This window comes from Telluria sp. LT2P34 (assembly GCF_059685915.1).
On record NZ_JCASIN010000004.1, the window covers coordinates 107904 to 130649 of the forward strand.

Below are 22746 nucleotides of genomic sequence, written 5' to 3' on the forward strand. Positions count from 1 at the left end.
TAACAATGCATGTTTATTGCGATGACCGCCATCACGGCGTTCATGCATCTGGACAGGAGCATCGAGTGGTCGAATTATTTCCCCGCTTCACGCAGGATACCCGCCTGCTGCGCCTGGTCACGCCACTCGGTCCGGACACGCTGCTGGTCGAGTGCATGCGGGGCGAGGAAAGCCTGAGCGGCGGCTTTTCCTTGCAGGTTTCCGCCCTCTCCACCGATGCACATATCCCCCTGAAATCGCTGCTTGGCCAGCCGGTCCTGCTGGAGCTGCTGACTGCGGCTCCCGGCATGCCATGGCGTCCGTTTCATGGCCACGTCACGTCCGCCGTGTGCGTCGGCGCGAACGGCGGGTTTGCGCGCTATACCCTTACGCTCGAACCGTGGTCAGCTTTCCTCAAGCTCGGCCGCGACAGCCGCATGTTCCAGGACAAGACCGTTTTCGACATCCTTGACGCGGTGTTCGGCAGTCTGCAGGCCAAGGGACCATTTGCTGTCGCATGGCGCTACGAGATCGCCGACCGCAGCATCTACCCGCTGCGCTCGCTGACCTGCCAGTACCAGGAATCGGACTTTGCCTTTGCCGAGCGCCTGATGTACGAGGAAGGGCTGTTCTTTTATTTCGAGCACCGCCTTACGGGGAACGCGCGCGATCCCGGCAGCCATACCATGGTCATTGCCGACCACAACAACGCGTTCCAGCCAAACGTGCAAGCGCAGGTCCATTTCACCCAGCCAGGGGCGGTCATGCGCGAAGACAGTATCGACCGCTGGCGCATCACGACCCGTGCAGTCGCGGGCGCTGCCAGCATGCGCAGCTGGGACTACCGTTCCCGAAGCGATCGACTCGTCTGCGCCGGCACCGATCCGGCGTCCGGGACGCCGCCGGCGCTGTGCTCCGATACGCCGGGCGCGTATGCGTATCCGACGCGTGCCCAGGGGCAGCGCATCGTTGCTCATCAGCTGCAAGCAATCCAGGTCGGCGCAGAACGGCATACCGGCGCCGGGACAGTACGCAGCTTCTCCCCGGGAACCACCTTCGTCCTGCATGGCCAGGCGCAGCTGGATCAGGCACAAGACGGCGGTGGCCGCAGGTTTGCCATCACCCGCGTGCTGCACCTGGCCCACAACAACCTTGGTGCGGAGCTGCGCTCGGCAATTGCGCACGCACTGGGGAGCGAGACGGCGCCAACCTTTGCCGATGAGCCATCCGACGGCCTGCAGTCGAGCAGGACGATGCCGCAGCGGCCCTTGTACCGCAACCGGATCGATGCGATTCGCAGTGAGATTCCTTACCGCAGCAGCAGCGCCGACGGCCATGGCCTTCTGCTGCATCCGCGGCCCACTGTCAGCGGACAGCAAACGGCCATCGTCGTCGGTCCGCCCGGCGCCGTCATTCATACGGATCGGGACAACCGCATCAAGGTGCAATTTCACTGGCAGCGCAATGCAGCGCCGGACAACCGCAGCCACAGCCGCCTGGATCACCCGGCGCCAAACGGTCAGACCGGTGCGCCGGCCGACGATCGCTCGGGCACCTGGGTCCGCGTGGCTTCGCCGCTGGCGCCGGTCGCAGGCGCCAACTGGGGTGCGGCCGCCGTGCCTCGGGTCGGCAGCGAAGTGCTGGTCGACTTCCTGGAGGGCGATATCGACCGCCCGGTGGTCATCGGCAGCGTGTACAACGGTCAGGGCGAGAACGACGCCCAGCACAATCGCCGCTCCTTCGGTGCCGGCGCTGCAAGCGGCAACGCCCCGGCATGGTTCCCTGGCGAGAGCGGCGCCCATGCGCACCCAGCCGCGCTCTCCGGAATCAAATCGCAAGGCATGAGTACCAGCCAGAGCGGAAATGGCGCGTACAACCAGCTCGTGTTCGACGACAGTGCAGGCCAGCCGCGTATCGCACTGCAAAGCCATGCCGCGCCCCATACGGGCACGGCGGAACTCAACCTCGGCACGCTTCGCCACCAGACCGACAACCAGCGCCTGCAGCCGACAGGCTACGGCGCCGAGCTCAAGACAGCCCACAGCGCCGCGCTACGCGCAGGCAAGGGATTGCTGCTATCCACCGACGCGCGGTCCGGCGCCAGCGGCAACCAGCTCGATTCGCGCGAGGCGCATGCGCAAATCGAAGCGTCCAGCGAACTCCAGGCTGCGCTGGCGGACACCGCGCGCAAGCACCAGGCCGTGCCGGGACCAGGGCAGTGCGCCGATCTCGCGGCATTGACGGAAATGAAACACAGCGGCGACGTGCTCCAGGGCGGGCAGGCGCAAGCGGCCGTCTACCGGCAGCCGCACCTGCAACTGTCGAGCCCTGCCGGCATTGTGGCAAGCACGCCGGCCGATGCGGTGTTTGTGGCGGGCAGGACAAGCAGCTTGAGCGCGGGGCAGGATCTGAATTTCATGTCCCAGGGCGGTCAGCACCATGCCGTCAAAGCGGGCATCAGTCTGTTCACCTACGGCAAAGCCAGCGCCAGGGACAAACCCAACCAGGAGACGGGGATCAGACTGCATGCGGCGAGCGGCAAGTTCAGTATCCAGAGCCAGTCCGGTGCCACCCGTGTCACGGCCGACAAGTGCATTACCGTGGCAAGCGTCAACCAGGCAGTGGTCGTCGCCGCCGCAAAGCACGTCCTCTTGAGCGCGCAGGGCGCCTGTTTGAAGCTCGAGGGCGGCAACATCATGCTGCACGCGCCGGGCAAGGTCGAATTCAAGGCAAGCAAGAAAGAATGGACGGGCCCGGCCGATGGTAGTGTTCGCGCCCCAAATCTGCCGAAGGCGAAAGACATCTATAACGAAGCCTTTGTTGTCGTGAACGAGGAGACGCGACAACCGATGGCCCGCGTGCGCTATCGATTGGAGTCCGCCAGCGGCGTAAAGCTGGAAGGTTTCACCGATGCCCAAGGACGTACCCAGCGCATTTTTACCAAAAACAGCGAGAAGCTCACCCTGCATTTGCCGGCAGATGAATGAGATCGGCAGTGCAGTCCCGTCGTTATTCCCTTTTTGAAGGAATCCAATGAGCGAAACGCTTGCCGCCGCCAGATCCGCGCCAACCACGACGTCGAGAGAGACGTATGTGGAAGTGCCGCATTCCTCGACGGAGGGCGTTCTCCTTTACCGGCCGGAAAACAATTCGTTTATTGCCTTGTATCCGGATGAATGGCTGGCATGTCGTGCGGACGGACACCAGAACAAGATGGCGATCGAAGCGCTGCAGGAGGCAAATCGCGATGTGACTGCCGCCTCGCTCTCGCTGCAAGAGCTGCTCGAACTGCCAAACGCTGCAAAAGCCGGCATTGCGCAAGCCAGGAAGGATCTCGAAACCGCCCTCCTTACCTTGTCACAAAGAAGCGATGCCGCGAAAGAGCGGGTGCAGGCGCTGGCCAGTCAGAATGTGGACCCGAGCAAGTTGGTCGAACTCGTGCCGCTAACCATGAAGCGCATGGAAGGCAGGACGCATACCCCGATCTACGTCAACGCCAGCAAGCTGCGAACCGCACTCGCGGACCGCCGCGTCTACATGGTGGAAGGCTCAGCCGAGCGTACCAGGCCACCAAGCGAAAAACTGTTCAACGGCACGACCTTGAACACGAAGGAACTCCGAAACCGAATCCTCAATCAAGCCCAGGACAAGGCAAAGTTCAGCAAACAATGGAAGCTGGCGCCGGCGGACGCGGACCAGTTCAGCGGGATCCTGACCGATTGGGCGAAGGTCATGGGCACGAGTGCCACCGCCGTCCTGGAACGCACTCAGAAGCAAATCATTGACGGATTATGGGGCGCAGACATTCGCGATCCTGACAATTCGCAGCGAATGATCGACCTGAAACCGGACGCGCAATTTCTGCGCTGGTCGGCCGGCGCTGGCGCTGAAGCGACCTTCATGCCATTCCAAGGCAATTTTTACGAAGCACGCGACAGGAATTGGAAGCAGCGCTTCAAGCGCGCGGCGAAAGCCGCCCAATTCAGCGTCAAGGCGAATGCGGAAGCTTCGTTTGCCATTGGCGAAGCCAAAGTCCAGACGACCTTGTATCTGCCACATGCCGCCGGTTGGCATCTGGATACCGATTTGCTAGGGCAGCCCCTAAGCCTGGGTTACTTCCGTATGCGTGGCGATCTCATCTTGTCAGCCATCGCCGGCGCCAGCGTCGCGCTGGAGGCTGATTCTGCCTTGATGATTACCGGGCATAAGCAGGGCCTGCGTGGTACGCCTCGGAATAAGGTGGGAGCGACAGCAAAGGTTGGAATGAAGGGCAAGGTGGATGTGTTCGCGGGAGTGAAGGAGTCGATTGACCTGGCGGGCGCCCTGCAATGGCTGAATCCGGAAGGGATCATCGATCCTGCAGGGCCCAAGAAGCCTGACCTGAACAAGGCGATCGCGGCGTATGTGGACGTCGCGAAAGTGAGCGTTGGCGTGAGCGGAATTCAGGGCTTGGCAGCAACGCTGGGGTTCGAATGTGATTACCGCCAAGGCAGATTCGTCATCGCAGCAAAGGCAGGTGCGTGTCTTGGTTTGGGCGGAGCCGGAAGTGTTGCGTGCGAAGTTGGGACGGAGCAGATTGCTCAGTTTTTCATGTGTCTTGCGCACCAGTTGAAGCAGGCGGATTACAAGAAGATGGTAGCAACGATGCCCCAGCGGGCGTTCATGGTGTTCAACCAGATACTTTATCTACAAGTTGCTGCGGGAAGCAGAATCGAAAGTTTTGTAGGTGAAGATATTCTACGTATCGGAAAAAGATACAATGAGGCTGTCAAGGATGCAAAACAAAACGGGCAACAGCTGATAAGAAAGATAGAAGAACAATTGAAGTCTGGCTGGGGTTGGTTCTCCTACATGCCGCCTGAGTCCCGTGGAGCACTGATCAGTAGTATCGCTGATATATTAATGCAGCCAAAGCAGGGGAACGGCTATGATTTGCAGAAAATAGGAGCATTTTGTATCGCTGAACTGCTGTCGACTATTCAATCGCGCAGTCAACTCGCTAATACCCTTGAGCGAATTAATCCTACTTTAGGCGCCAAAAATGGACGTGATCAAGGGGTTCAGCTGATCAGTGCAGTTGTTAACGGTACTCAATTTTCTAACTGTGTTGATCGCTGCGAAGCACAGCTTGCCCAAGCAGAACCTCTACTTGGACGGGGTTTCCTGCGCAACGATGAGCCCGCGTTCACCATTGCAAAGTTTCCATTGCATCATCCGGGCTACGCCTCAGCTTAAGGTTTGTAGACTTTTCTGTTAACGATGCAACGGAAGTTATCGGTTTCATACCCAGAGTAGCCAGCAAGTGGCACCTCAGCTTCTCCGTTTCCAAGGCCGTTTGGAAAGATAGTACGCAACGGCTGAGGAAAGCCAGCTGTTCGCATGAAGACCATGGCAGAAATTTCAGCGGAACCTTCGACACTGCCGCGCTTTACCTTTTTTTTGCCTGACTCAGGACCGGTTGGATTACGCTTGGGTGAAATCTTATAATAGTCTGCATCGAACCAGTCAATCACCCATTCCTTAGTATCCTCTGACATACCGTACAGCCCAGCCGGATTCGGCGGATAGCCGCCGATTTCGATCGTTTCGCGATCGCCAAATTTCCATTTATGAGGAAAATTTCTCCCTCTTTCGATTTTCCCGTTATCCGTGGCGAACAACATTTTTTTACCGCCTGATCGTGCGGCATATTCCCATTGTGCCTCAGTCGGAAGATCGAACGGGAGCTTCGTCAGCTTTGCCAGCCATCCGCAGTAGGCTTTGGCTCCGTACCAACTTACTCCGGCAGGGCGATTCGGTGTTCGATGCTCGACACCCTGAGCATCCATGCTGATCCTTTCGTTATCTGTGGCATCAGTGAACACATCAAAGTCGTCATAAGTCACTTTATAGGCCATCATCGAAAAGCCATCCAGCGTTACTTTATGCAGAGGCCGTGAGTGCGCATCGAAATCATAAGGAACGCCATGTTCGTTGCCCCAATCCCCCATCTCGAACGTACCCGCCTTTAACGGACGAAGCGAACCCTTCACTTTTTTCAGCAAGGCCTGGATACGTGCGTCGAGAGCAGCACCGGCGACAGGTTCGTTTGCCGGAGCAGCCACCTCCGCGCACGAAGCGGCTGCATGCAGGCTGATCAATATTACGAAGACCGGGAGTCTCATGCTTGGCATCCTGTGGGTGTCAACATTCACGCTGGCAAAGGCGCTGCGCGTACCAATGTCGCGCAGCGATGGTGGGCATCTTCGTTACTGATGCAGAGCACCGGCCCCCCACGCACGAGTGCATGATGCCGGGCCAGCGCCAGCGCCGTCAGGTAGGGCACGGCGCCGCACGTGCCGCTGCCCGCACCGATGCATGCGATATCGGCCGCGCTCTCGAGATGAGACAGCGTCGCGGACGCAAATCCCATCAGTTCCAGTGACCGGTTACTACGCTCTCCGGTATCGGCGACGAGCATCCCGATATCGGATAGTTCGATGCCGGCGTGTTTGCACGCGCGTTCGACCACGCCAGCGAGCGGTTTCGTATCGACACGCCTGGTATCGTCGATCGATGCATCACGCCGTGTTTCGGTAAACGGATCGAGCAGCGCATACACGACGTCTGCTTGCGACTTCATCAGACCGAGATCGGTCAGTAACAGTCCAGCCGCGCCTTCCCCCGGAATCAAGCCTTGCAAGCGCGACGGCGTAAAAAGCAGGCCGTCGCTTTCCCAGCGGTCCACCAGCTGCTGGTCGATATGCGATTCGCAGGCAATCACGAGCGTGGCGCCGTGCGCACTGGCTGCCGCAGCCTGAAAAGCACAGCTTGCGGAATTGGCCGCGACACAGTTCACGCTCGCCGGCGGCCAGCCGCATTGCACAGTCAGGTGGCTGAACCACGCGCTGGCCGAACTGCGCTGCTGGGCAGGCCACTCGGCAGGCAGGATGGGCAGCAGCCGCAGCATCGGCGGCTGACCAGCTACAGGCATCAATGCCGATACGGCGCAACTGACTAGATCGCGCACGACGGCCGTCCCCAGCACCAGCGCCCGCCATTGCCCCGCACTGAAGCGCGTGTCCGCCATGCCGTTGGCGGCGAGCCAATCGTGGATTTCTTCCTGCAGGGCTTCATCCGCGGCATCTTCCCTGCGCGCGGCGGTGATCGGGAAGCCCATGTCATCGACCAGTTCCGGATCCAGGTCGGCGCGCGCCTTGCCTTCGGCGACCGCGCTAGCCAATTCTTCCGCGGAGGCGCCGTGCGGCATGCGCAGCGCCGTCGCCAGGATCGCCAGCGGCGGTGTCGATGGCGGTGCGGCCCTTGCCGCAGGCGCCGCTGCGGTCGCCGCCGCAGCGACCGGCACGGCCAGCCGCGGCATCACGAAGCGCTGGCCCAGCGTGATTAGCAACAGCAGGGCGCAGGGCAGCGCCAGCAGCATCAGCAGCAAGTCCGCTGCGCCGGGCTCGCTGTTGGCCGACTGCCACCAGGCGATGGCGGCCGCCCAGCAGAGGACGAAAACGAGGACGGCCAGCAGGCCGCTTTTCAGCCAGGCGGGCAGCGTCCGGCCCGGCGTTGCGGTGGTGGAGGTCATCGGCGTCCGTCAGATGGTGTCGATTGTCGCCTGCTGGCTGGCGATCAGGGTGGCGCCGCAGGCGGTCTTGTCGCCATGGCGGGCCGCCGGTTTGCCGTCAACGATCAGGGTCGTATCGCCTTGGACGATGGGATTCGGGCCGTGTTTCGGGCAAACGGTCTTGTCGCCCATGCGCGCAATCGGCTTGCCGCCGCTGTCGCTGTGGGGCGAGGCTTCGATGACCGAGCCGCCGTGCGAGGTTTTGTCGCCGAGGACGATGAGGGGGCCGGGCATGATTTACGCCGCCACGGCCATCAATTCCAGCTTCAATTCCTTCATCCCCGCCGGCACATAGATCGAAATCGATTGCGCCTTGAGCATGCGCTCGTACATCTGCCCTTTCGATTCGAGCATAAAGTAACAGGTGTCGGGCCGTACGGCGAGGGCGGCCGGCGGTTGCGGGGTGTACTGCAGACGCACGCCGGGCAGCGCCGACAGCACGAATTTTTCGACGTCGTCCGGAGCGCCGACTTTGAAACGCAGCGGCACCACGTCGACCAGCTGCACCGCCGGGATGTCGGCCGCCACCGAAATATAAAAGCTGGTCTTGTCGTCAATCTTGCCGGAATCGAGGGCGCCGATGTGGTACGAGGGCCGCACTTCGTTCAGCGCAATCGCAAAATACTTCGATGAGATCACGGTGTCGAGCAGTTCGCGGATGATCGTGTGCAACGTTGCAAAGGCGGGGCCGGGGTCGCCGTGCTGGTAAGGGGGCAGGTCGGCCAGGGTCCAGCTTTTCGAGAAGGTCATCAGGCCGCCGGCCAGGTCCAGCAATTGTTCGTACAGGCGTTCCGGATGCAGGCTCGGATGGTGAAAATGGTGGGTCAGCGTCGCGTAGGCGGAGCTGGCCGTGTGCAGCAGCCAGAACGAGGACATGTCGCCGGAGCGAAATTCGATCACGTTGCGGCTGGGCTCGCGATGGTGGCCGTACAGGGCGCTGACCTTGGCCTGCAGCGCGTCGAGCAGGCGCCGCAGCTGCTGGAACAGGACCGGGGCCGCGCCCAGCGACAGGCTGGGCGGCACAAAGGCCGGATCGAGCTCGAAGCCGCCGGTCGTCGCCCGGCGCAGGCGCAGCAACGGGAAGTGAATATAGGCGTCGCGCGGGTCGAATTCGGAGACCAGGCGCACCGCTTTTTTCAGGTAGGCCAGCTGCACCGGGGCGGCCTGGGTGTACAGGTCCGGCGTTTCCTGGTTCGCCTGCAGGAAGCGCACGGTTTGCGCCGGCTGGCCGGCAGGCGTGAAATTGCCGCTGAACGGTTTCAAACCGGGCAAGGCGGCGTAATAGGTGACGGTTTGCTGCGCCTGTTGCAGCAGTGTCAGGTCGACCGTGTCCGGCAAGCCGTCGGTGCCGGGCGCATCGACCAGCGCGCCGTCCTGGAAGCGCAGTGCCAGGTCGTTGATGCGAAGTAGATTGTTGGCGAGCGCCTCGCGGTCGACTTCCAGCCGTTCCACGCCCCAGGCATACGGATGCACTGCCTTGATGCCCTTGTGCAGGCAATGCTCATGGTATTGGTCCTGGCGCTGGAAGTGCTGGGGGCGCAGGAGCAGGCCCTCGCCCCAGAGTACTTTGCTCGTCATGTCGGCGGTCATCCCTGAAGTAGTCGATGTTGGGCGCAATTTTTACCAACGGAAACAGTAGCACCGCCTTCCCCCGTCGGTATTTGCGTTGGGTCAAACGTCGGTATTGCACAACGCCATGACGGGCGTTTGCTCTTCCTTATCTTTTTTCAAGGTTCGGCTGCCTGCGCCCGGTAACACTGTTGCGTGCACGTCAAACGATCCACGGACGAGGGAGCTCCATGAAAGGTTTCACGCCAGGCTTGTTCGACCGCCTGCTCGGGGCGCCGCCGCGCAGCAGCAGCAGCAGCGCCGCCAATGCGGTGTCGCGCATGTCCCTGGAAGACATGAAAGATGCGGTGGCGCGCGACCTTGAGGCGCTGCTGAATACCCGCATGGTGCTGCCGTCCGGCCTGCTGGACGGCTATCCGGAGTGCGGCAAATCGCTGGTCAGCTACGGCATGCGCGATTTCGCCGACCTGTCGCTGTCGAGCCCGGCCGACCGCGCCACCATCTGCGCCGCCATCGAAAGCACGATTGCCTGCCACGAGCCGCGCCTGCGCAATGTGAAAGCGGCGCTCGAGCTGCGCGAGGGCGCCGTCAACCGCCTGGATTTTTCGATCACCGCGCTGCTGGTGCTCAACAGCGCGCAGGAATCGGTGAATTTCGACGCCGTCCTGCAGCCCTCGACGCTGAGCTACAGCATCAACAAGGCGGGCCGCCCGGCGCCCGCGGGAGCGTAATGTGGAACAATTACTGCCGTATTACGAAAGCGAACTCGGCTACCTGCGCCGCAACCTGCGCGAATTCGCCGAACGCTATCCAAAGATCGCCGGCCGGCTCCTGATCAGCGGCGAGGTCTGCGAAGACCCGCATACCGAACGCATGATCGAGTCCTTCGCCCTGCTCAACGCGCGCATCGCCAAGCGCCTCGACGACGATTACCCGGAATTCACCGAGGCGCTGTTCGACCTGCTGTATCCGCACTACCTGCGGCCGTTTCCCTCGTGCTCGATCGCGCACTTCGATGGCGGCGGCGCCGCGCAGCAACAGGCCGCGGGCACCATCGCACGCGGCACCCAACTGACGACACGCCCGGTGCGTGGCGGCGCCTGCACCTTCCGCACCGTCTACCCGGTCGCGCTCGTGCCGCTGGCGATGTCGAGCGCCGTGTTCTCCGACATCCTGCGCACGCCCGACGCGCTGCGCGCACCGCCCGATGCCACGTCCAGCATCAGCCTGACGCTCTCGGCGACCCTCGACGGGGCCGCGCCAGGCCGGCTCGGGCTGGCTTGCCTGCGCGTCTTCATCGATGGCGAGCCCTCGTTCTGCGCGGCCCTGCGCGACGCGCTCTTCATGCGCCCGGTGGCGGCGTATGCCGAGGCCGACGGCAACGGGCGCTGGCTGGCCCTGCCAGGCATCCCCGTGAAACCGGCCGGCTTCGAGGACGACGAAGCGCTGATCGACTTCCCGGCGCGCTCGCATGTGGCCTACCGGCTGCTGACCGAATACTTTTGCTTTCCCGAAAAATTCAATTTTTTCGACCTCGACCTGGCCATGCTTGCCGCCGCCCTGCCGCCGGGCGCGACATCGATCACGCTGCACTTGATACTGAAGGGCATCCGCAGCGACTCGAACACGGCGCGCATGCTCGGCACGCTGTCGCCCAACAACGTGCTGCTGGGATGCACGCCTGTCATCAACCTGTTCCGCCAGCGCGGCGAGCCGATCCGCCTGACCCACACCACGCCCAGCTACCCGGTCCTGGCCGATGCGCGGCGCGCCTTTGCCTTCGAGGTGCAGTCGATCGATGCGGTCAATCTGGTACGCCAGACGCCGCAGGGCGAGACGGTCGTCGAGTTTCGCCCGTTTTACTCGCTGCAGCATGCGCAAACGCCCGACCAGCACGGCCATTACTGGGCCATGCGGCGCGACGAAACGCTGTCCGAGCGCAGCCCCGGTTTCGAGACGCAGATCACCATCGTCGATATCGACTTCGACCCGGCGGCAGTCGAGACCGATACCCTGAACCTGGAGCTGACCTGCTCGAACCGCGACCTGCCTTCACAGCTGAGCTATGGCCAGGCCGGAGGCGACCTGTTCCTGGAGGGCGGATCGAGCGTGCGCGCGATCCGCTTCCTGCGCAAACCGACCAGGTCCTACCGCTTCGCCAGCGGCCGCAGCGCCCACTGGCGCCTGATTTCGCACCTGGCCCTGAACCACCTGTCGCTGACCCAGGGCGGCGTCGATGCCTTCCGCGAAATGCTGGCCCTCTACGACCTGCCGCGCTCGCCGTCCTCGCAGCGCCAGATCGGCGGCATCCAGGCCATCGCGCACCGGGCCGCCAGCACCTGGCTTGCCGGCAATCCCTTCACTTGCCTGGTGCGCGGCGTCGAGGTGCGTTTGAGCATCGACGAGGAAGCCTTTATCGGCAGCGGCATCCACGCCTTTGCCCACATCGTCGAACGCTTCCTCGCCCTCTACGTGCACGCCAACAGTTTTACCCAACTCGTGATCGTCTCGGCCAAAACCGGAGAAGAATTATTGACATGCCACCCCAAGAGCGGCGATTCCAGCCTGCTGTAATCGAGCGCCTGTTCCGCGAACCTTACCGTTTCGAGTACTTCCAGGCCGTGCGCATGTTCGAGCTCTGGCTGCGCCGCCACGGCGCACCGCAGGCTGGCCTGGTCGCCAACTTCCTGCGCTTCCAGAACTCGACCTCGCTGCGCTTTCCGGCCAGCCAGATCGAAGCCATCACGACCGAGCCGCGCGACCTGGGGCACGATGCACCCTCGCTGGCGGCAGCCCTGCGGGCGAACACGCTGCGCTGGGTTCGCATCACCCCCTCGTTCATGGGTTTGTTGGGCGGGCAGGGCGTGCTGCCGCCGCACTACACCGAACGGATCGCGGCGCAGCAGTTGGACGACAAGGACGAAGGCGCGCGGTCCTTCCTTGATACGTTTTCGAACCGTTCCCTGGCGCTGTTCTACGAAGCATGGCGCAAATACCGCTTGCACCTGAAATACGAACTGGGCGCCAGGGACAGCTTCCTGCCCCTGCTGCTCGGCCTGGCGGGACTCGGGCACCCATCCTTGCGCGCACGCCTGGCGGCCCTTGAGAACGGCGCCGTGCGCGACGAATCGCTCGGCTATTTCGCTGCCGCGCTACGCCAGCGGCCGGTATCGGCCGCCCAGATGGCGCGCGTGCTGTCCGGCTATTTCGGCCAGCAGATCGCAGTGCGGCAATTCATCGGCCACTGGTACGCCATGCCGCTCGCCCAGCAAACCGTACTGGGAAGCGCCAGCGCCACACTCGGCACGCGCGCCATCGCCGGGGCCCGCGTCTGGCAGCGCGATCTGCGCCTGCGCCTCGTCATCGGGCCGCTCGACCATGCCGGTTTCACGGCCTTTTTACCTGGCGGCCTGGCGGCGCGCGCCCTGCAAAGCCTGCTGACGCTGTTTACCGGGGTATCGTTCGAGTACGAAGTCGAGCTTGTGCTGCGCGCGGCCGACGTGCGCCCGGTCACCCTGCGCGAGGAGAGCAAGCTCGGGCGCCTCGGCTGGGACAGCTACCTGGTCGACGGCCCCCAGCGCCAGGACCGCAACGACGTCCACTACACGCTGCAGATGGCGTGATTTCCAAAGAAAACACCTTGTGCTGGAATGCCGCGTCCGCTTGCGATATGATGCATTTTTGCAATGTTCAAGCCAATGCGGGGATAGCATGATCGTTGGAATCGACCTGGGCACGACCAACAGCCTGATCGCGGTATGGGAAAACGGCGCGGCCCGCTTGATCCCGAACAGCGTGGGCGACGTGTTGACGCCTTCCTGCGTCAGCGTCGACGAGGACGGGTCGATCCTCGTGGGGCGCGCCGCGCGCGAACGCCTGCAAACCCATCCGCGCAGCAGCGCCGCCAATTTCAAGCGCAGGATGGGCAGCGACAGCACTGTCATGCTCGGCAAGCGGGCTTTTCGTCCCGAGGAGCTGTCGGCCATGGTGCTGCGCTCGCTGAAGGAAGACGCCGAGGCCGCACTCGGGCAACCGGTCACGGAAGCCATCATCACGGTGCCGGCGTATTTCTCGGATGCCCAGCGCAAGGCGACGCGCGCGGCCGGCCAGCTTGCCGGCCTGAAGGTCGAACGCCTGCTCAACGAGCCGACCGCCGCCGCGCTCGCCTACGGCATCCACCAGCGCGACAGCGAAACCAGATTCCTCGTCTTCGACCTTGGCGGCGGCACCTTCGACGTGTCCGTGCTCGACCTGTTCGAGAACGTGATGGAAGTGCGCGCCTCTGCCGGCGACAATTACCTGGGCGGCGAGGATTTCGTCACGATCCTGGTCGAGCGCTTTTTCGAGAGCGCCGGCGTGCCGGGTGCGCTCAGGAACGACGCCCACTTCATGCAGCGCCTGCAGGCCCAGGTCGAACTGGCCAAGCGTGCGCTCTCCGACGCGCCGCGGGCCACCATCCGCGTTGGCGACGGCAAGGCCGATTACACCATGGAGCTCGATGAAGCGACGCTCGAGAAAAGCTGCGCCGACCTGATGGCACGCCTGCGCCATCCGGTCGAGCGCGCGCTGCGCGACGCGCGCCTGCCGATCGCCCAGCTCGACAATATCGTACTGGCCGGCGGCGCCACCCGGATGCCGGCCGTGCGCCGGATGGTGGCGCGCATGTTCGGGCGCTTCCCCGCCTGCGACATCAATCCGGACGAAGTCGTCGCCCTCGGCGCGGCGGTGCAGGCCGGGCTGAAAATGAACGACGCCGCGCTCGACGAAGTCGTGATGACCGACGTCGCGCCCTACTCGCTCGGCACCGATACTGCCATGAGCCTGGATGGCGGACGCTATTCGCACGGCCATTTCGACCCGATCATCGAGCGCAACACCGTCATTCCGGTGAGCCGCGTGAAACGCTATTTCCCGGTGCAGGACAACCAGGCCGAGGTCCAGCTGAACATCTACCAGGGCGAAGCGCGGATGGCGAAGGACAACATCAAGCTGGGCCAGCTGAGCATCAAGCTCGACCCCGCGCCCTGCGCCGATAATCCGGTCGATGTGCGCCTGACCTATGACGTCAACGGCCTGCTGCAGGTCGAGGCGACCATTGCGCGCACCGGGCAGGTGCATGCGCTCGTCATCGAGGGCAACCCCGGCATGCTGACCGAGGCCGAGATCGCCCAGCGCTTCACCGCCCTGTCGGAACTGAAAATCCATCCGCGCGACCAGATGGGCAACCGCACGCTGCTCGCGCGCGGCGAGCGCCTCTACCAGCAACTGCGCGGCATGCCGCGCGAGCAGCTGGGCCGGCAGATCACCGATTTCGACAGCGCGCTCGAATCCCAGGACCGTCGCATCATCGTCCCGGCGGCCGAGGAATTTACCAGGGTGCTCGATTATTTCGAGCACCAGAGCTTCCTGCTGCCCGACGCTTGAGCCCGGATACTGCGCGATGAACGACACCTACGCCTTCCTCGAAGTGCTCGGCCTGGACGGGGCGGCCGATGCGCGCGCGATCCGGCGCGCCTATGCCAAGAAGCTCAAGCAGGTCGACCAGGCGCTCGACCCGGCCGGGTTCCAGGCGCTGCGCGAAGCCTACGAGGAGGCGCTGGACTGGGCTGCCTGGCAGGCGCAGCAAGCCCAGGAAGCCGAGCAGGCCGGCGATCACGCCGCCACGCCGGCGGGCAAGGCGCCGTTGGCAAGCCTGGAGCAAGAGGACCCGGGCGAAGCGGCGGAACTGGACGAAATAAGGCTGGCCGGCGCCGTCTGGGAGCGCTTCCAGGCAGGCGCCGAGGGGCTGGCGCTGGCACAGCGCCTGGCCGACCCGGATGCCTGGCATGCGCTGCTGCTCGAACGCCTCGCCGACGACGAATTGGTGAACATCGGCGCGCGCACCCAGTTCGAATGGTGCATCGTCCAGCTGCTGGGGAGCGGCTGGCGTCCCGGCCACGAAGCCCTGTTTCCCGCCGCCGTCGCCGCCTTCGACTGGGCGCGCGACCGGCGCCGGCTCGCCCTGTTCGGTGATGTCGGCAACCTGGTGAATGCGGCGATCGATGAACGCGCCCTGTTCGACAGCCAGGCCATCGCGGTGCGCTCGGTGCAGGACCGGGTCGCCATGCTGCTGCGGCGCGAGCAGCAGGCGGACCGGCGCGAGATTATCCAGAGCAAGGGCGAGCTGCGCACCATGCAGGAATCCTTCCCGGCGCTGCTGTTCGTCGTCACCAACCCGGACCAGGTCGCGTACTGGGAAGCCAGCATTGCCGAACACGAAGCCGAGCTGCCGCGCGTGCCGGGCCGTCTGGAAAAGGCGGCGCGCTGGCTCGTGAAAATCGCGATCGTGGCGGTGGCCTTCAAGTCGCTGCAATTTCTATATGACCATCAGTCTGCGCTGCCGCTAGCGGGAGCCGGCCAACAGCACAGTCGCGCCGACGAGAGGAAGGCGAGGCATAACGCGCCGACAGTGGAACAGCTGGCCGTGCATTTTCCGCCATTCACTTACGAAGCCCCGCCCGGCGCCGAACCGGGCTATTACAAGCTGAGTTACGACGTGTTTCTCGATGCCGAAGGCAAGGTAGTTCGCACAAAAAAACTGCTGGGAAACCCCTTGCCCGGATTTGAGGCGGCGGCCGAAGCGGCACTGCGCGCCGCCAAACCGTTTCCCCCTTCGACTGCCCGCATTTTCACCGTCAGCCTGCTCATCCAGATCGATTCGCAAAAGGCAGCGCCGGGCAAGGCCCCATTGACCCGCAGCATCTGACGCGCCTTCAATTCCACTTGCCGGCGCGTCCACCCAGGCTGTAGCGCCCCGCCCCTAGCAAGGCCACTGCCAGCGCTGCAAACAAGAACATGCCCTGCAGCTCCAGCGCCCAGCCGCCGGTTTTCGACATCGTGAACAATTCCGCCCTGTGCACCAGCCAGACCGCGACGAGCATGTTGCCGGCCACGACCAGCGCCGCCGGGCGCGTCCACACGCCCACCAGGATCAGCAGCGGCGCGATCACTTCGCCGACGTAGACCAGATAGGCGAGCGCCCCGGGCAAGCCCATTTTCTCGAGCATGCCGGTGATGAAACCGACACCCCCGACCAGTTTGGCGACGCCATGGAACAGCAGCAGCAGGGCAAGGGTCAGGCGCAGCAACAGCTTGCCGAGATCGTCGTAGGAAGAAGCGGAAGACTGTTTGGCTCTCATCGGATGGCTCCTGGTGGGCTAAGTAGGCGAAGGCTGCAGCGGCAGTATGGAACCGTTCAGCAAGCGCTTGCGCACAATTGACGGGGCGCGGGCGCGCAACGCGCAACGCGCTCCTGCCGGAGTGGCTACACTGGTCGGCATTCGAATTGAGAAGAGAAAACCATGAAAGCCATTGCCGCCTTTGCCTCCCTGCCCGCCGACAACGCCGCCGCCCTGCAGGACATCCTGCTGCCCGACCCGGTCGCCAGCGGCCACGATCTGCTGGTCGAGGTGCATGCCGTCTCCGTCAATCCGGTCGACACCAAAATACGGCGCAGCCTGCCGCCCGACCCTCAGAAAGAAGCGCGCGTGCTGGGCTGGGACGCGAGCGGCATCGTGCGCGCGGTCGGCCCCCAGGTGACGCTGTTCAAGCCGGGCGACCGCGTCTGGTACGCCGGCGCCATCGACCGTGCGGGCAGCAACAGCGAGCTGCAGCTGGTGGACGAGCGCATCGTCGGACGCATGCCGACCACGCTCGGCTTCGCCGAAGCGGCCGCGCTGCCGCTGACCGCGATCACGGCCTGGGAATTGCTGTTCGACCGCCTGGGCCTGAAATTCGGCGCCCATCACGGGCAACAACTGCTGGTCGTCGGCGCCGCCGGCGGTGTCGGCTCGATCCTGGTGCAGCTGGCGCGCCAGCTGACCGGGGTGACCGTGATCGCGACGGCATCGCGCCCGCAGACCCGGGAATGGGTGCGCATCCTCGGCGCCCACCACGTGATCGATCACAGCCGCCCGCTCGACACGGCCCTGCAGGAGGCGGGCCTGGGCGAAGTCGACTACGCGGTCAGCCTGACGCAAACGCACCAGCACTTCGCCGCCCTCGCCAACGCCATCCGGCCGCAAGGCAAGCTGGCCTTGATCGACGACCCGGAACCGATCGACGTGCGCCTCCTGAAACGCAAGAGCATTTCGCTGCACTGGGAGCTGATGTTTACCCGCTCGCTGTTCAAGACGCCGGATCTGCAGGAGCAGCACCTGCTGCTCAACGAAGTGGCGCAGCTGGTCGAGGACGGCCGCATCCGCAGCACGCTGGCCGAGCATTTCGGGACGATCAATGCCGCCAACCTGCGCCGCGCCCACGCCTTTATCGAGAGCGGCGCGGCCAGCGGCAAGGTGGTCCTGGAAGGCTTCGATTAAGCATGCATATGGTTTAAATAGAATAAACCAGCTAAACGGTATGTTGATGAAAAATCGGGATCTCATGAAAGCGGCGCTGTTGGCGCTTGTGCTGGGCTTGGCCGGCCTGCCGGCGCGGGCGGCCGAGCCGGGTGAGGACGCGCTCTGGCAGCGCCTGCGCAGCGGCGGGGTCACGGTGCTGATGCGCCACGCGCAAACGGTGCCGGGCATCGGCGACCCGCCCGGCTTCGTGCTGGGCCAGTGTGCGACCCAGCGCAACCTGTCGGAGCGTGGCCGGCGCGACGCGCGCAGCATCGGCGCGGCGTTCAAAAAGCAGGGTATCGAGCCTGGCGCCGTCTGGTCGAGCCGCTGGTGCCGCTGCCTCGACACGGCGCGCCTGGCCTTTGGCCGGGTGCAGGCCGAACCGAGCCTCGATTCGATGTTCACCGAAGACAGCACGCGTTCGGACGCAAAACTGCGCGACCTGCGCGCCAAACTGGCGGCGCGCCGGGATACCGCGCCGCTGGTGCTGGTCACGCACGACGTCAACATCCGCGCGCTCACCGGGCAGTCGCTGGCGCCGGGCGAGATGGTGGTGACGGTCCTGCGCGAGGACAAGCTGGAAGTGCTTGGCCGGCTCCGGGTCGATTGACGACGGCCGTGCAAAAATGCGCAAGCCATGAGCCCATCCGGAAAATTCGGGCGTAGAATCGGTTCCTGTCGTGTCACGAAAAACTTCCTTGGGAGAAGCACATGAAACGCCTGATCCTGTTCGCGGCCGTCGCCGCCCTCGCCGCCGGCAGCGCGGCGGCCCACCACGGCTGGAGCGAATACCAGGCCGACAAGCCGCTCGATTTGTCGGGCACCATCGAAACAGCCGGATACGAGCAGCCGCACGGCTACGTGCGCCTGAAAACGGCCGATAAAACCTGGCTGGTGGTGCTGGCGCCGCCGTATCGCATGGAAAGCCGCGGTCTGCCGTCGGCGAAACTGGTGGCCGGCCAGAAAGCCACCGTCCACGGCTACCCGCACCGCAGCAAGGGCGACGAACTGCGCGCCGAACGCATCACGATCGAGGGCAAGACCACGGAGCTGCGCTGATGCAGGCCGGTGCGCTGGACTGGCTGGCCGGCAGCGCCTTGTCAGCCGCCATGCGCACCGCAACCTGGGCCTATCCGATCGTCGAGATCGTCCACATTGCCGGCTTTTCGGTGCTGGTCGGCAGCGTCGTGCTGTTCGACCTACGCGTGCTGGGCTGCGCGCGCATGCTGCCGGTCGCCGCACTCGGGCGCCATCTGCTGCGCTGGGCGCTGATCAGCGCCTTGCTGGTGGTGCCGGCCGGGCTCCTGCTGTTTTCGGCGCATCCGGTGGAACTAGCCGGTAATCCCGCTTTTCTCCTGAAACTGGGCCTGATCGCCGCGGCCGGCATGAATGCGCTGGTGTTCCACCTGCTGCCGTATCGCACTGTCGCCAGCTGGGACCGCGAGCGGCCGGCGCCGCTGACAGCCCGCCTCGGGGCGGCCTTGTCGATCCTGCTGTGGCTGGGCGTGATCAGCTGCGGGCGCCTGCTGGCCTACCTTTGAAAGGCAAGCCCGGCTGCCTTCATGCTACAGTCGCCCATCCGAACAACACGCCAGCCCGCCATGCTGAAACCCTCCGCCGTCGCCGCGCTCGTCCTCGCCAGCTGTGCCTGCCATGCCACCCAGGCCGCGATTCCCGTCTACGGTTTCGTTGTCAAGAACACTTATCCGCACGACCCGCAGGCATTTACCCAAGGACTGTTTTTCCGCGATGGACAGCTGTTCGAAACGACCGGGATTACCGGCCGCTCGATGCTGCGCAAACTCGACCTCAAAACCGGCAAAGTGCTGCAAAAAGCGGATCTGCCGCCGCATGTGTTCGGCGAGGGTTCCACCGCCTTCGGCGACACCATCCTCGGCCTGACCTGGCGCTCGAATATCGGTTACGTGTTCGATGCGAAGACCTTTGCCATCAAGGGGCGTTTCCCTTACGAGGGCGAAGGCTGGGGCCTGGCCAGCGATGCGCGTCAGCTCTACATGAGCGACGGCAGCGCCAGCATCCGCGTGATCGACCCGAAAACGCTGAAGGAAGTGCGGCGCGTGCAGGTGACGGCCGACGGTCAAGCGATCGACTCGCTGAACGAACTCGAAATGGTCGACGGCGAGCTGTTCGCCAACGTCTGGGGCACCGATGTCATCGCACGCATCGATCCGCTGTCGGGCAAGGTCACCGGCTGGATCGATCTGAGCAAGCTGCTGCCGCCGGAAAAGCGCGGCACCAGTTCGGTCGACGCGGTGCTCAATGGCATCGCCTACGACAGCAAAGCAAAAAAGCTTTACGTCACCGGCAAGTTCTGGCCCAAGCTCTTCGAGATCGAGCTAGTGCGTTTCCAGGGACGCTGAGGTTGTCAGGGTGCGACCGCAATCACGACTTTGCCGAAGTGCGAACCCGATTCCATGTACCGATATGCTTCTTTCGCCTGATCGAAGGTGAACACGCGGTCGACCACGGGCTCGAGCTGGGCCACGGCCGCAAAGCGCATCACGTCGTCCAGCATGGTGCGGCTGCCGACGAAAATCCCGACCATGCGCTTGGCGCCGGCCAGCAGCGAGGCCGGATTGACTTCGCCGCCAAACCCGCTGACGCCGCCGATGATGGCGACGCTGCCGCCCATCGCGCAGGCGGCGATCGAGCGGTTGATCGTGCCCTGCCCGCCCACTTCCAGCACCACGTCGGCCCCATGGCCGTGCGTCAGGCGCAGCACTTCTTCCTGCCACTCGGGCATGGCGCGGTAGTTGATGGTGTGGTGGGCGCCCAGGTCGCGCGCGCGCTGCAGCTTTTCGTCGCTCGAAGAGGTGATGATCGTGCGCATGCCGGCCGCTTTCGCCAGTTGCAGGCCGAGTACCGAGACCCCGCCTGTGCCCAGCAGCAGCACCGTGTCGCCCGGCTGGATATCGTTGTTCGACCTGAAAATCGCATTCCAGGCGGTGACGCCGGCGCAGGGTAGCGTGGCAGCCTCGATATAGCTCAGTTGCGGCGGAATCTTGACCAGCGCGTCTTCGTGCAGGATGACTTCCTCGGCCAGCATGCCGTCGATGTCGCCGCCCAGGGAGTGGCGGATTTTGCTCGGGGATGTGCGTCCGTCCTGCCAGTGCGGGAAAAAGGAGGCGCTTACCCGGTCGCCGACCTGCAGGCGGGTGACGCCATGGCCGACGGCCAGCACTTCGCCGGCGCCGTCGGAACAGGGAATGATCGGGTTATCCACATTCACCAGGTAATTACCGCTGGCCACCATCAGGTCGCGGTAGTTCAGCGAGACCGCGTGCACCCGCACCCGTACTTCGCCGAGTGCCAGCGCGCGCTCCGGAAAGTCCACACATTGCAAGCCGTCGATGTTATCGCCCGGCAGAATCTGGTAAGCCCGCATCATTCTTCCCTCCCTGGTTTACATCGGTTTGGCCACCATCAGCCAGAAAATCATTACGAAGGCGGCAAACGCCGGGACCCCCAGCGCCACCCAGACTTTGAAAAAGCGCCAGTACTGCGGCGGCAGTTCGGCATTCGTGCGCGCCGCCTCGGCCGACAGGTCGCGCAGGCGCATCTGGATCCACACCACCGGCAGCCAGCAGGCGCCGGCCAGCACATACAGGGCGGTCGACCACATGATCCACTTGCTGTGCAGGGGGTAGCCGGCCAGGTGGATCATATAAAACCCGGTCAGCGGCTGGATCACGGCGGTGGTGGCCGTGAATACCCAGTCGGCGATGACGACGTTGCGGGCGACGACGGCAATGGCGCGCACATCGCGGCTCATGGTCACGAACAGCATGTACCAGGCCGAGCCAATCCCGGTGCCGAACAGGAAAGTCGACGACAGGATGTGCAACCATTTCACGACAACATAATCCACTAGCTATCCTCTTCCAATTCATACAGCAGCCAGATGGCGGCCAGCATCGGCAAATTCTTGGTCAGCGGCCCATACGGGTGCAACAGGAATTCCGGCAACATGAACGCTATCACGACCGTGTAAAAACCGATCAGGACCAATTGTGCGAGCCACAGCAGGCGCCGCCGCGGCAAGAAGGCAATCCCGAGGCCGAGCAGCAGGTCGACGCTGGCCGCCCCGTACAGCATCAAGGGCTGCAAGGATGGCGGGATGCCGGTACGCGCCAACAAGTCGTAGCTTGCCTGCACCGGATACAGGCCGAAGGAGACGATGGCGGTGGCGATCCAGACCGCGACGATGCTCCAGCGTAGCGTCGGCAGCAGCCAGCCCAGCTTGGCGAGGGTGCGTTCGGCGCGCGGCTCGACCACGAATTGCTCGATCCTGGTCAAGGGGCGCTCAAGCAGGCGGATCATCAGGGCCGGGTCGCCGGTGTTGCCCCGGTCCAGCATGCGCAGCGCCTCTTCGTCGAGCAGGCCGCCGGGCAGCCAGCGCCCGCATGTTGCCAGCAGCCGCGCCAGCGCGCCGGGCAGGGTCAGCACGCGCAGCCGCCCCATGCCCATGGCGCCGCGCAGCCGGGCCAGGTAATCGGTGAAGGGCAGGGCTTGCGGGCCGACCAGCGGCACCCGCATCGCGCTGGTCCCGGGCGGCAGTGGCAGGCGGCCCTGCAGGATGCCGAGGATCGCGCCGACGACGTCGTCGACGTGCACCGGCTGCACGAGCTGCGGCGCGCGGCCGAAGCGCAAGGCGAACGGCATGCTGGCCAATGCCTTGAACAGGCGGGTGCTGGCGCCGTCCTTGCCGTACACCAGCGAGGGCTGGACGATCCAGGCGCGCACGGGAAGGCTGGCGAGAACATCGTCGGCGGCGCGCTTGGACAGGTGGTAGCGGGTGTCGGCGCCGGCGTCGGCGCCCAGTGCCGAGAGCTGGATCACCATCCGCACCTGCTGTACTTCGGCGCAGGCGGCGAACAGCGCGCGCGGGGTGTCGACATGCAGGCGCTCGAAGCGCTGCTCCCCGGACTCGCGGAAGATGCCGACCGTATTGATGACCGCGTCGACCCCGGAAAGGCGCGCCATCCAAACGGATTTGTCGGTATCGTTGACGAAGTCAGCATGAACATGGCTCAAACGCGGATCGGAACTCGTTGTCGCCGTGCGCCCCGCGCACACGACGTGGTGGCCCTCGGCCAGCAGCGCCTGCAGCAGGTGCTGCCCGATAAACCCACTGGCGCCCGTCAGCAAGATCCGCATGTCGTTTTTCCACCCGAATTGAACAGGATA

The 22746-nt window shown here is 64.1% G+C and carries 20 protein-coding genes; 12 read left to right on the forward strand and 8 right to left on the reverse strand.

Annotated features, from left to right (window positions below; genetic code table 11):
* Positions 1–65: 65 nt before the first annotated feature.
* Positions 66–2966, forward strand: coding sequence for a type VI secretion system Vgr family protein (locus tag AC56KZ_RS13065; RefSeq protein WP_497162605.1), 2901 nt, complete (start codon positions 66–68; stop codon positions 2964–2966).
* A 46-nt stretch (positions 2967–3012) separates the two neighbouring features.
* Complete coding sequence (locus tag AC56KZ_RS13070) at positions 3013–5214, forward strand: hypothetical protein (protein WP_497162606.1); 2202 nt, start codon at positions 3013–3015, stop codon at positions 5212–5214.
* On the opposite strand, the gene AC56KZ_RS13075 is transcribed toward AC56KZ_RS13070, so the two are convergent.
* Genes AC56KZ_RS13075 through tssK form a run of 4 tightly spaced genes read right to left on the reverse strand, consistent with a single transcriptional unit; the run spans position 5211 to position 9169 of the window.
* On the reverse strand, positions 5211–6143 hold the full coding sequence (locus AC56KZ_RS13075) for a formylglycine-generating enzyme family protein (protein WP_497162607.1): 933 nt from the start codon (positions 6141–6143) through the stop codon (positions 5211–5213). The two genes, AC56KZ_RS13070 and AC56KZ_RS13075, sit on opposite strands and share 4 nt — an antisense overlap.
* 26 nt (positions 6144–6169) lie before the next feature.
* A complete protein-coding gene (locus AC56KZ_RS13080) occupies positions 6170–7552 on the reverse strand; it encodes a hypothetical protein (RefSeq protein ID WP_497162608.1) in 1383 nt (460 codons plus the stop codon).
* Between the two features lie 9 nt (positions 7553–7561).
* On the reverse strand, positions 7562–7825 hold the full coding sequence (locus AC56KZ_RS13085) for a PAAR domain-containing protein (RefSeq protein ID WP_497162609.1): 264 nt from the start codon (positions 7823–7825) through the stop codon (positions 7562–7564).
* Positions 7826–7828: 3 nt separating this feature from the next.
* The gene (gene tssK, locus AC56KZ_RS13090; protein ID WP_497162610.1) at positions 7829–9169 is read right to left on the reverse strand and encodes a type VI secretion system baseplate subunit TssK; all 1341 of its coding nucleotides are present in this window, start codon (positions 9167–9169) and stop codon (positions 7829–7831) included.
* A gap of 221 nt (positions 9170–9390) precedes the next feature.
* On the opposite strand from tssK, the gene tssE reads away from it, so the two are divergent.
* The 5 genes from tssE to AC56KZ_RS13115 all read left to right on the forward strand — a co-directional run bounded on the left by tssE (position 9391) and on the right by AC56KZ_RS13115 (position 15905).
* Entirely contained in the window at positions 9391–9891 is a 501-nt protein-coding gene (tssE, locus tag AC56KZ_RS13095) for a type VI secretion system baseplate subunit TssE (RefSeq protein ID WP_497162611.1), read from the forward strand.
* A gap of 1 nt (position 9892) precedes the next feature.
* The gene (gene tssF, locus AC56KZ_RS13100) at positions 9893–11734 is read left to right on the forward strand and encodes a type VI secretion system baseplate subunit TssF (RefSeq protein ID WP_497162612.1); all 1842 of its coding nucleotides are present in this window, start codon (positions 9893–9895) and stop codon (positions 11732–11734) included.
* Positions 11698–12783 carry a type VI secretion system baseplate subunit TssG gene (gene tssG, locus AC56KZ_RS13105; RefSeq protein WP_497162613.1) on the forward strand — a complete coding sequence of 362 codons (1086 nt, stop codon included), beginning with the start codon at positions 11698–11700 and terminating at the stop codon, positions 12781–12783. The genes tssF and tssG overlap by 37 nt, the downstream gene beginning before the upstream one ends.
* An 88-nt stretch (positions 12784–12871) precedes the next feature.
* Positions 12872–14584 (forward strand): Hsp70 family protein, encoded by a 1713-nt coding sequence (locus AC56KZ_RS13110; protein WP_497162614.1) that lies wholly within the window; start codon positions 12872–12874, stop codon positions 14582–14584.
* A 16-nt stretch (positions 14585–14600) separates the two neighbouring features.
* Complete coding sequence (locus AC56KZ_RS13115; RefSeq protein ID WP_497162615.1) at positions 14601–15905, forward strand: hypothetical protein; 1305 nt, start codon at positions 14601–14603, stop codon at positions 15903–15905.
* Between the two features lie 7 nt (positions 15906–15912).
* On the opposite strand, the gene AC56KZ_RS13120 is transcribed toward AC56KZ_RS13115, so the two are convergent.
* A complete protein-coding gene (locus AC56KZ_RS13120; protein WP_497162616.1) occupies positions 15913–16338 on the reverse strand; it encodes a DoxX family protein in 426 nt (141 codons plus the stop codon).
* A gap of 162 nt (positions 16339–16500) precedes the next feature.
* Between AC56KZ_RS13120 and AC56KZ_RS13125 the strand changes: the two genes are divergently transcribed.
* The 5 genes from AC56KZ_RS13125 (at position 16501) to AC56KZ_RS13145 (ending at position 19919) form a co-directional block, all read left to right on the forward strand.
* Complete coding sequence (locus tag AC56KZ_RS13125; protein ID WP_497162617.1) at positions 16501–17517, forward strand: zinc-binding alcohol dehydrogenase family protein; 1017 nt, start codon at positions 16501–16503, stop codon at positions 17515–17517.
* Positions 17518–17563: 46 nt separating this feature from the next.
* Complete coding sequence (locus tag AC56KZ_RS13130; RefSeq protein WP_497162618.1) at positions 17564–18148, forward strand: histidine phosphatase family protein; 585 nt, start codon at positions 17564–17566, stop codon at positions 18146–18148.
* Between the two features lie 101 nt (positions 18149–18249).
* The gene (locus AC56KZ_RS13135; protein ID WP_497162619.1) at positions 18250–18597 is read left to right on the forward strand and encodes a DUF6152 family protein; all 348 of its coding nucleotides are present in this window, start codon (positions 18250–18252) and stop codon (positions 18595–18597) included.
* Positions 18597–19079, forward strand: a complete 483-nt coding sequence (locus AC56KZ_RS13140; protein ID WP_497162620.1) for a DUF6644 family protein — start codon at positions 18597–18599, stop codon at positions 19077–19079. The genes AC56KZ_RS13135 and AC56KZ_RS13140 overlap by 1 nt, the downstream gene beginning before the upstream one ends.
* Before the next feature lie 60 nt (positions 19080–19139).
* Positions 19140–19919: a glutaminyl-peptide cyclotransferase gene (locus AC56KZ_RS13145; RefSeq protein WP_497162621.1), complete on the forward strand. Its 780-nt coding sequence runs from the start codon at positions 19140–19142 to the stop codon at positions 19917–19919.
* 5 nt (positions 19920–19924) lie between these two features.
* Here the strand turns inward: AC56KZ_RS13145 and AC56KZ_RS13150 are convergent, their stop codons facing one another.
* From AC56KZ_RS13150 to AC56KZ_RS13160, 3 genes are read right to left on the reverse strand one after another with little or no spacing between them, the layout of a single operon-like run.
* The gene (locus tag AC56KZ_RS13150) at positions 19925–20944 is read right to left on the reverse strand and encodes a zinc-dependent alcohol dehydrogenase family protein (protein ID WP_497162851.1); all 1020 of its coding nucleotides are present in this window, start codon (positions 20942–20944) and stop codon (positions 19925–19927) included.
* An 18-nt stretch (positions 20945–20962) separates the two neighbouring features.
* Complete coding sequence (locus tag AC56KZ_RS13155) at positions 20963–21427, reverse strand: DUF2269 family protein (RefSeq protein WP_497162622.1); 465 nt, start codon at positions 21425–21427, stop codon at positions 20963–20965.
* Positions 21427–22716: an SDR family oxidoreductase gene (locus tag AC56KZ_RS13160; protein WP_497162623.1), complete on the reverse strand. Its 1290-nt coding sequence runs from the start codon at positions 22714–22716 to the stop codon at positions 21427–21429. The genes AC56KZ_RS13155 and AC56KZ_RS13160 overlap by 1 nt, the downstream gene beginning before the upstream one ends.
* Between the last annotated feature and the right edge of the window lie 30 nt (positions 22717–22746).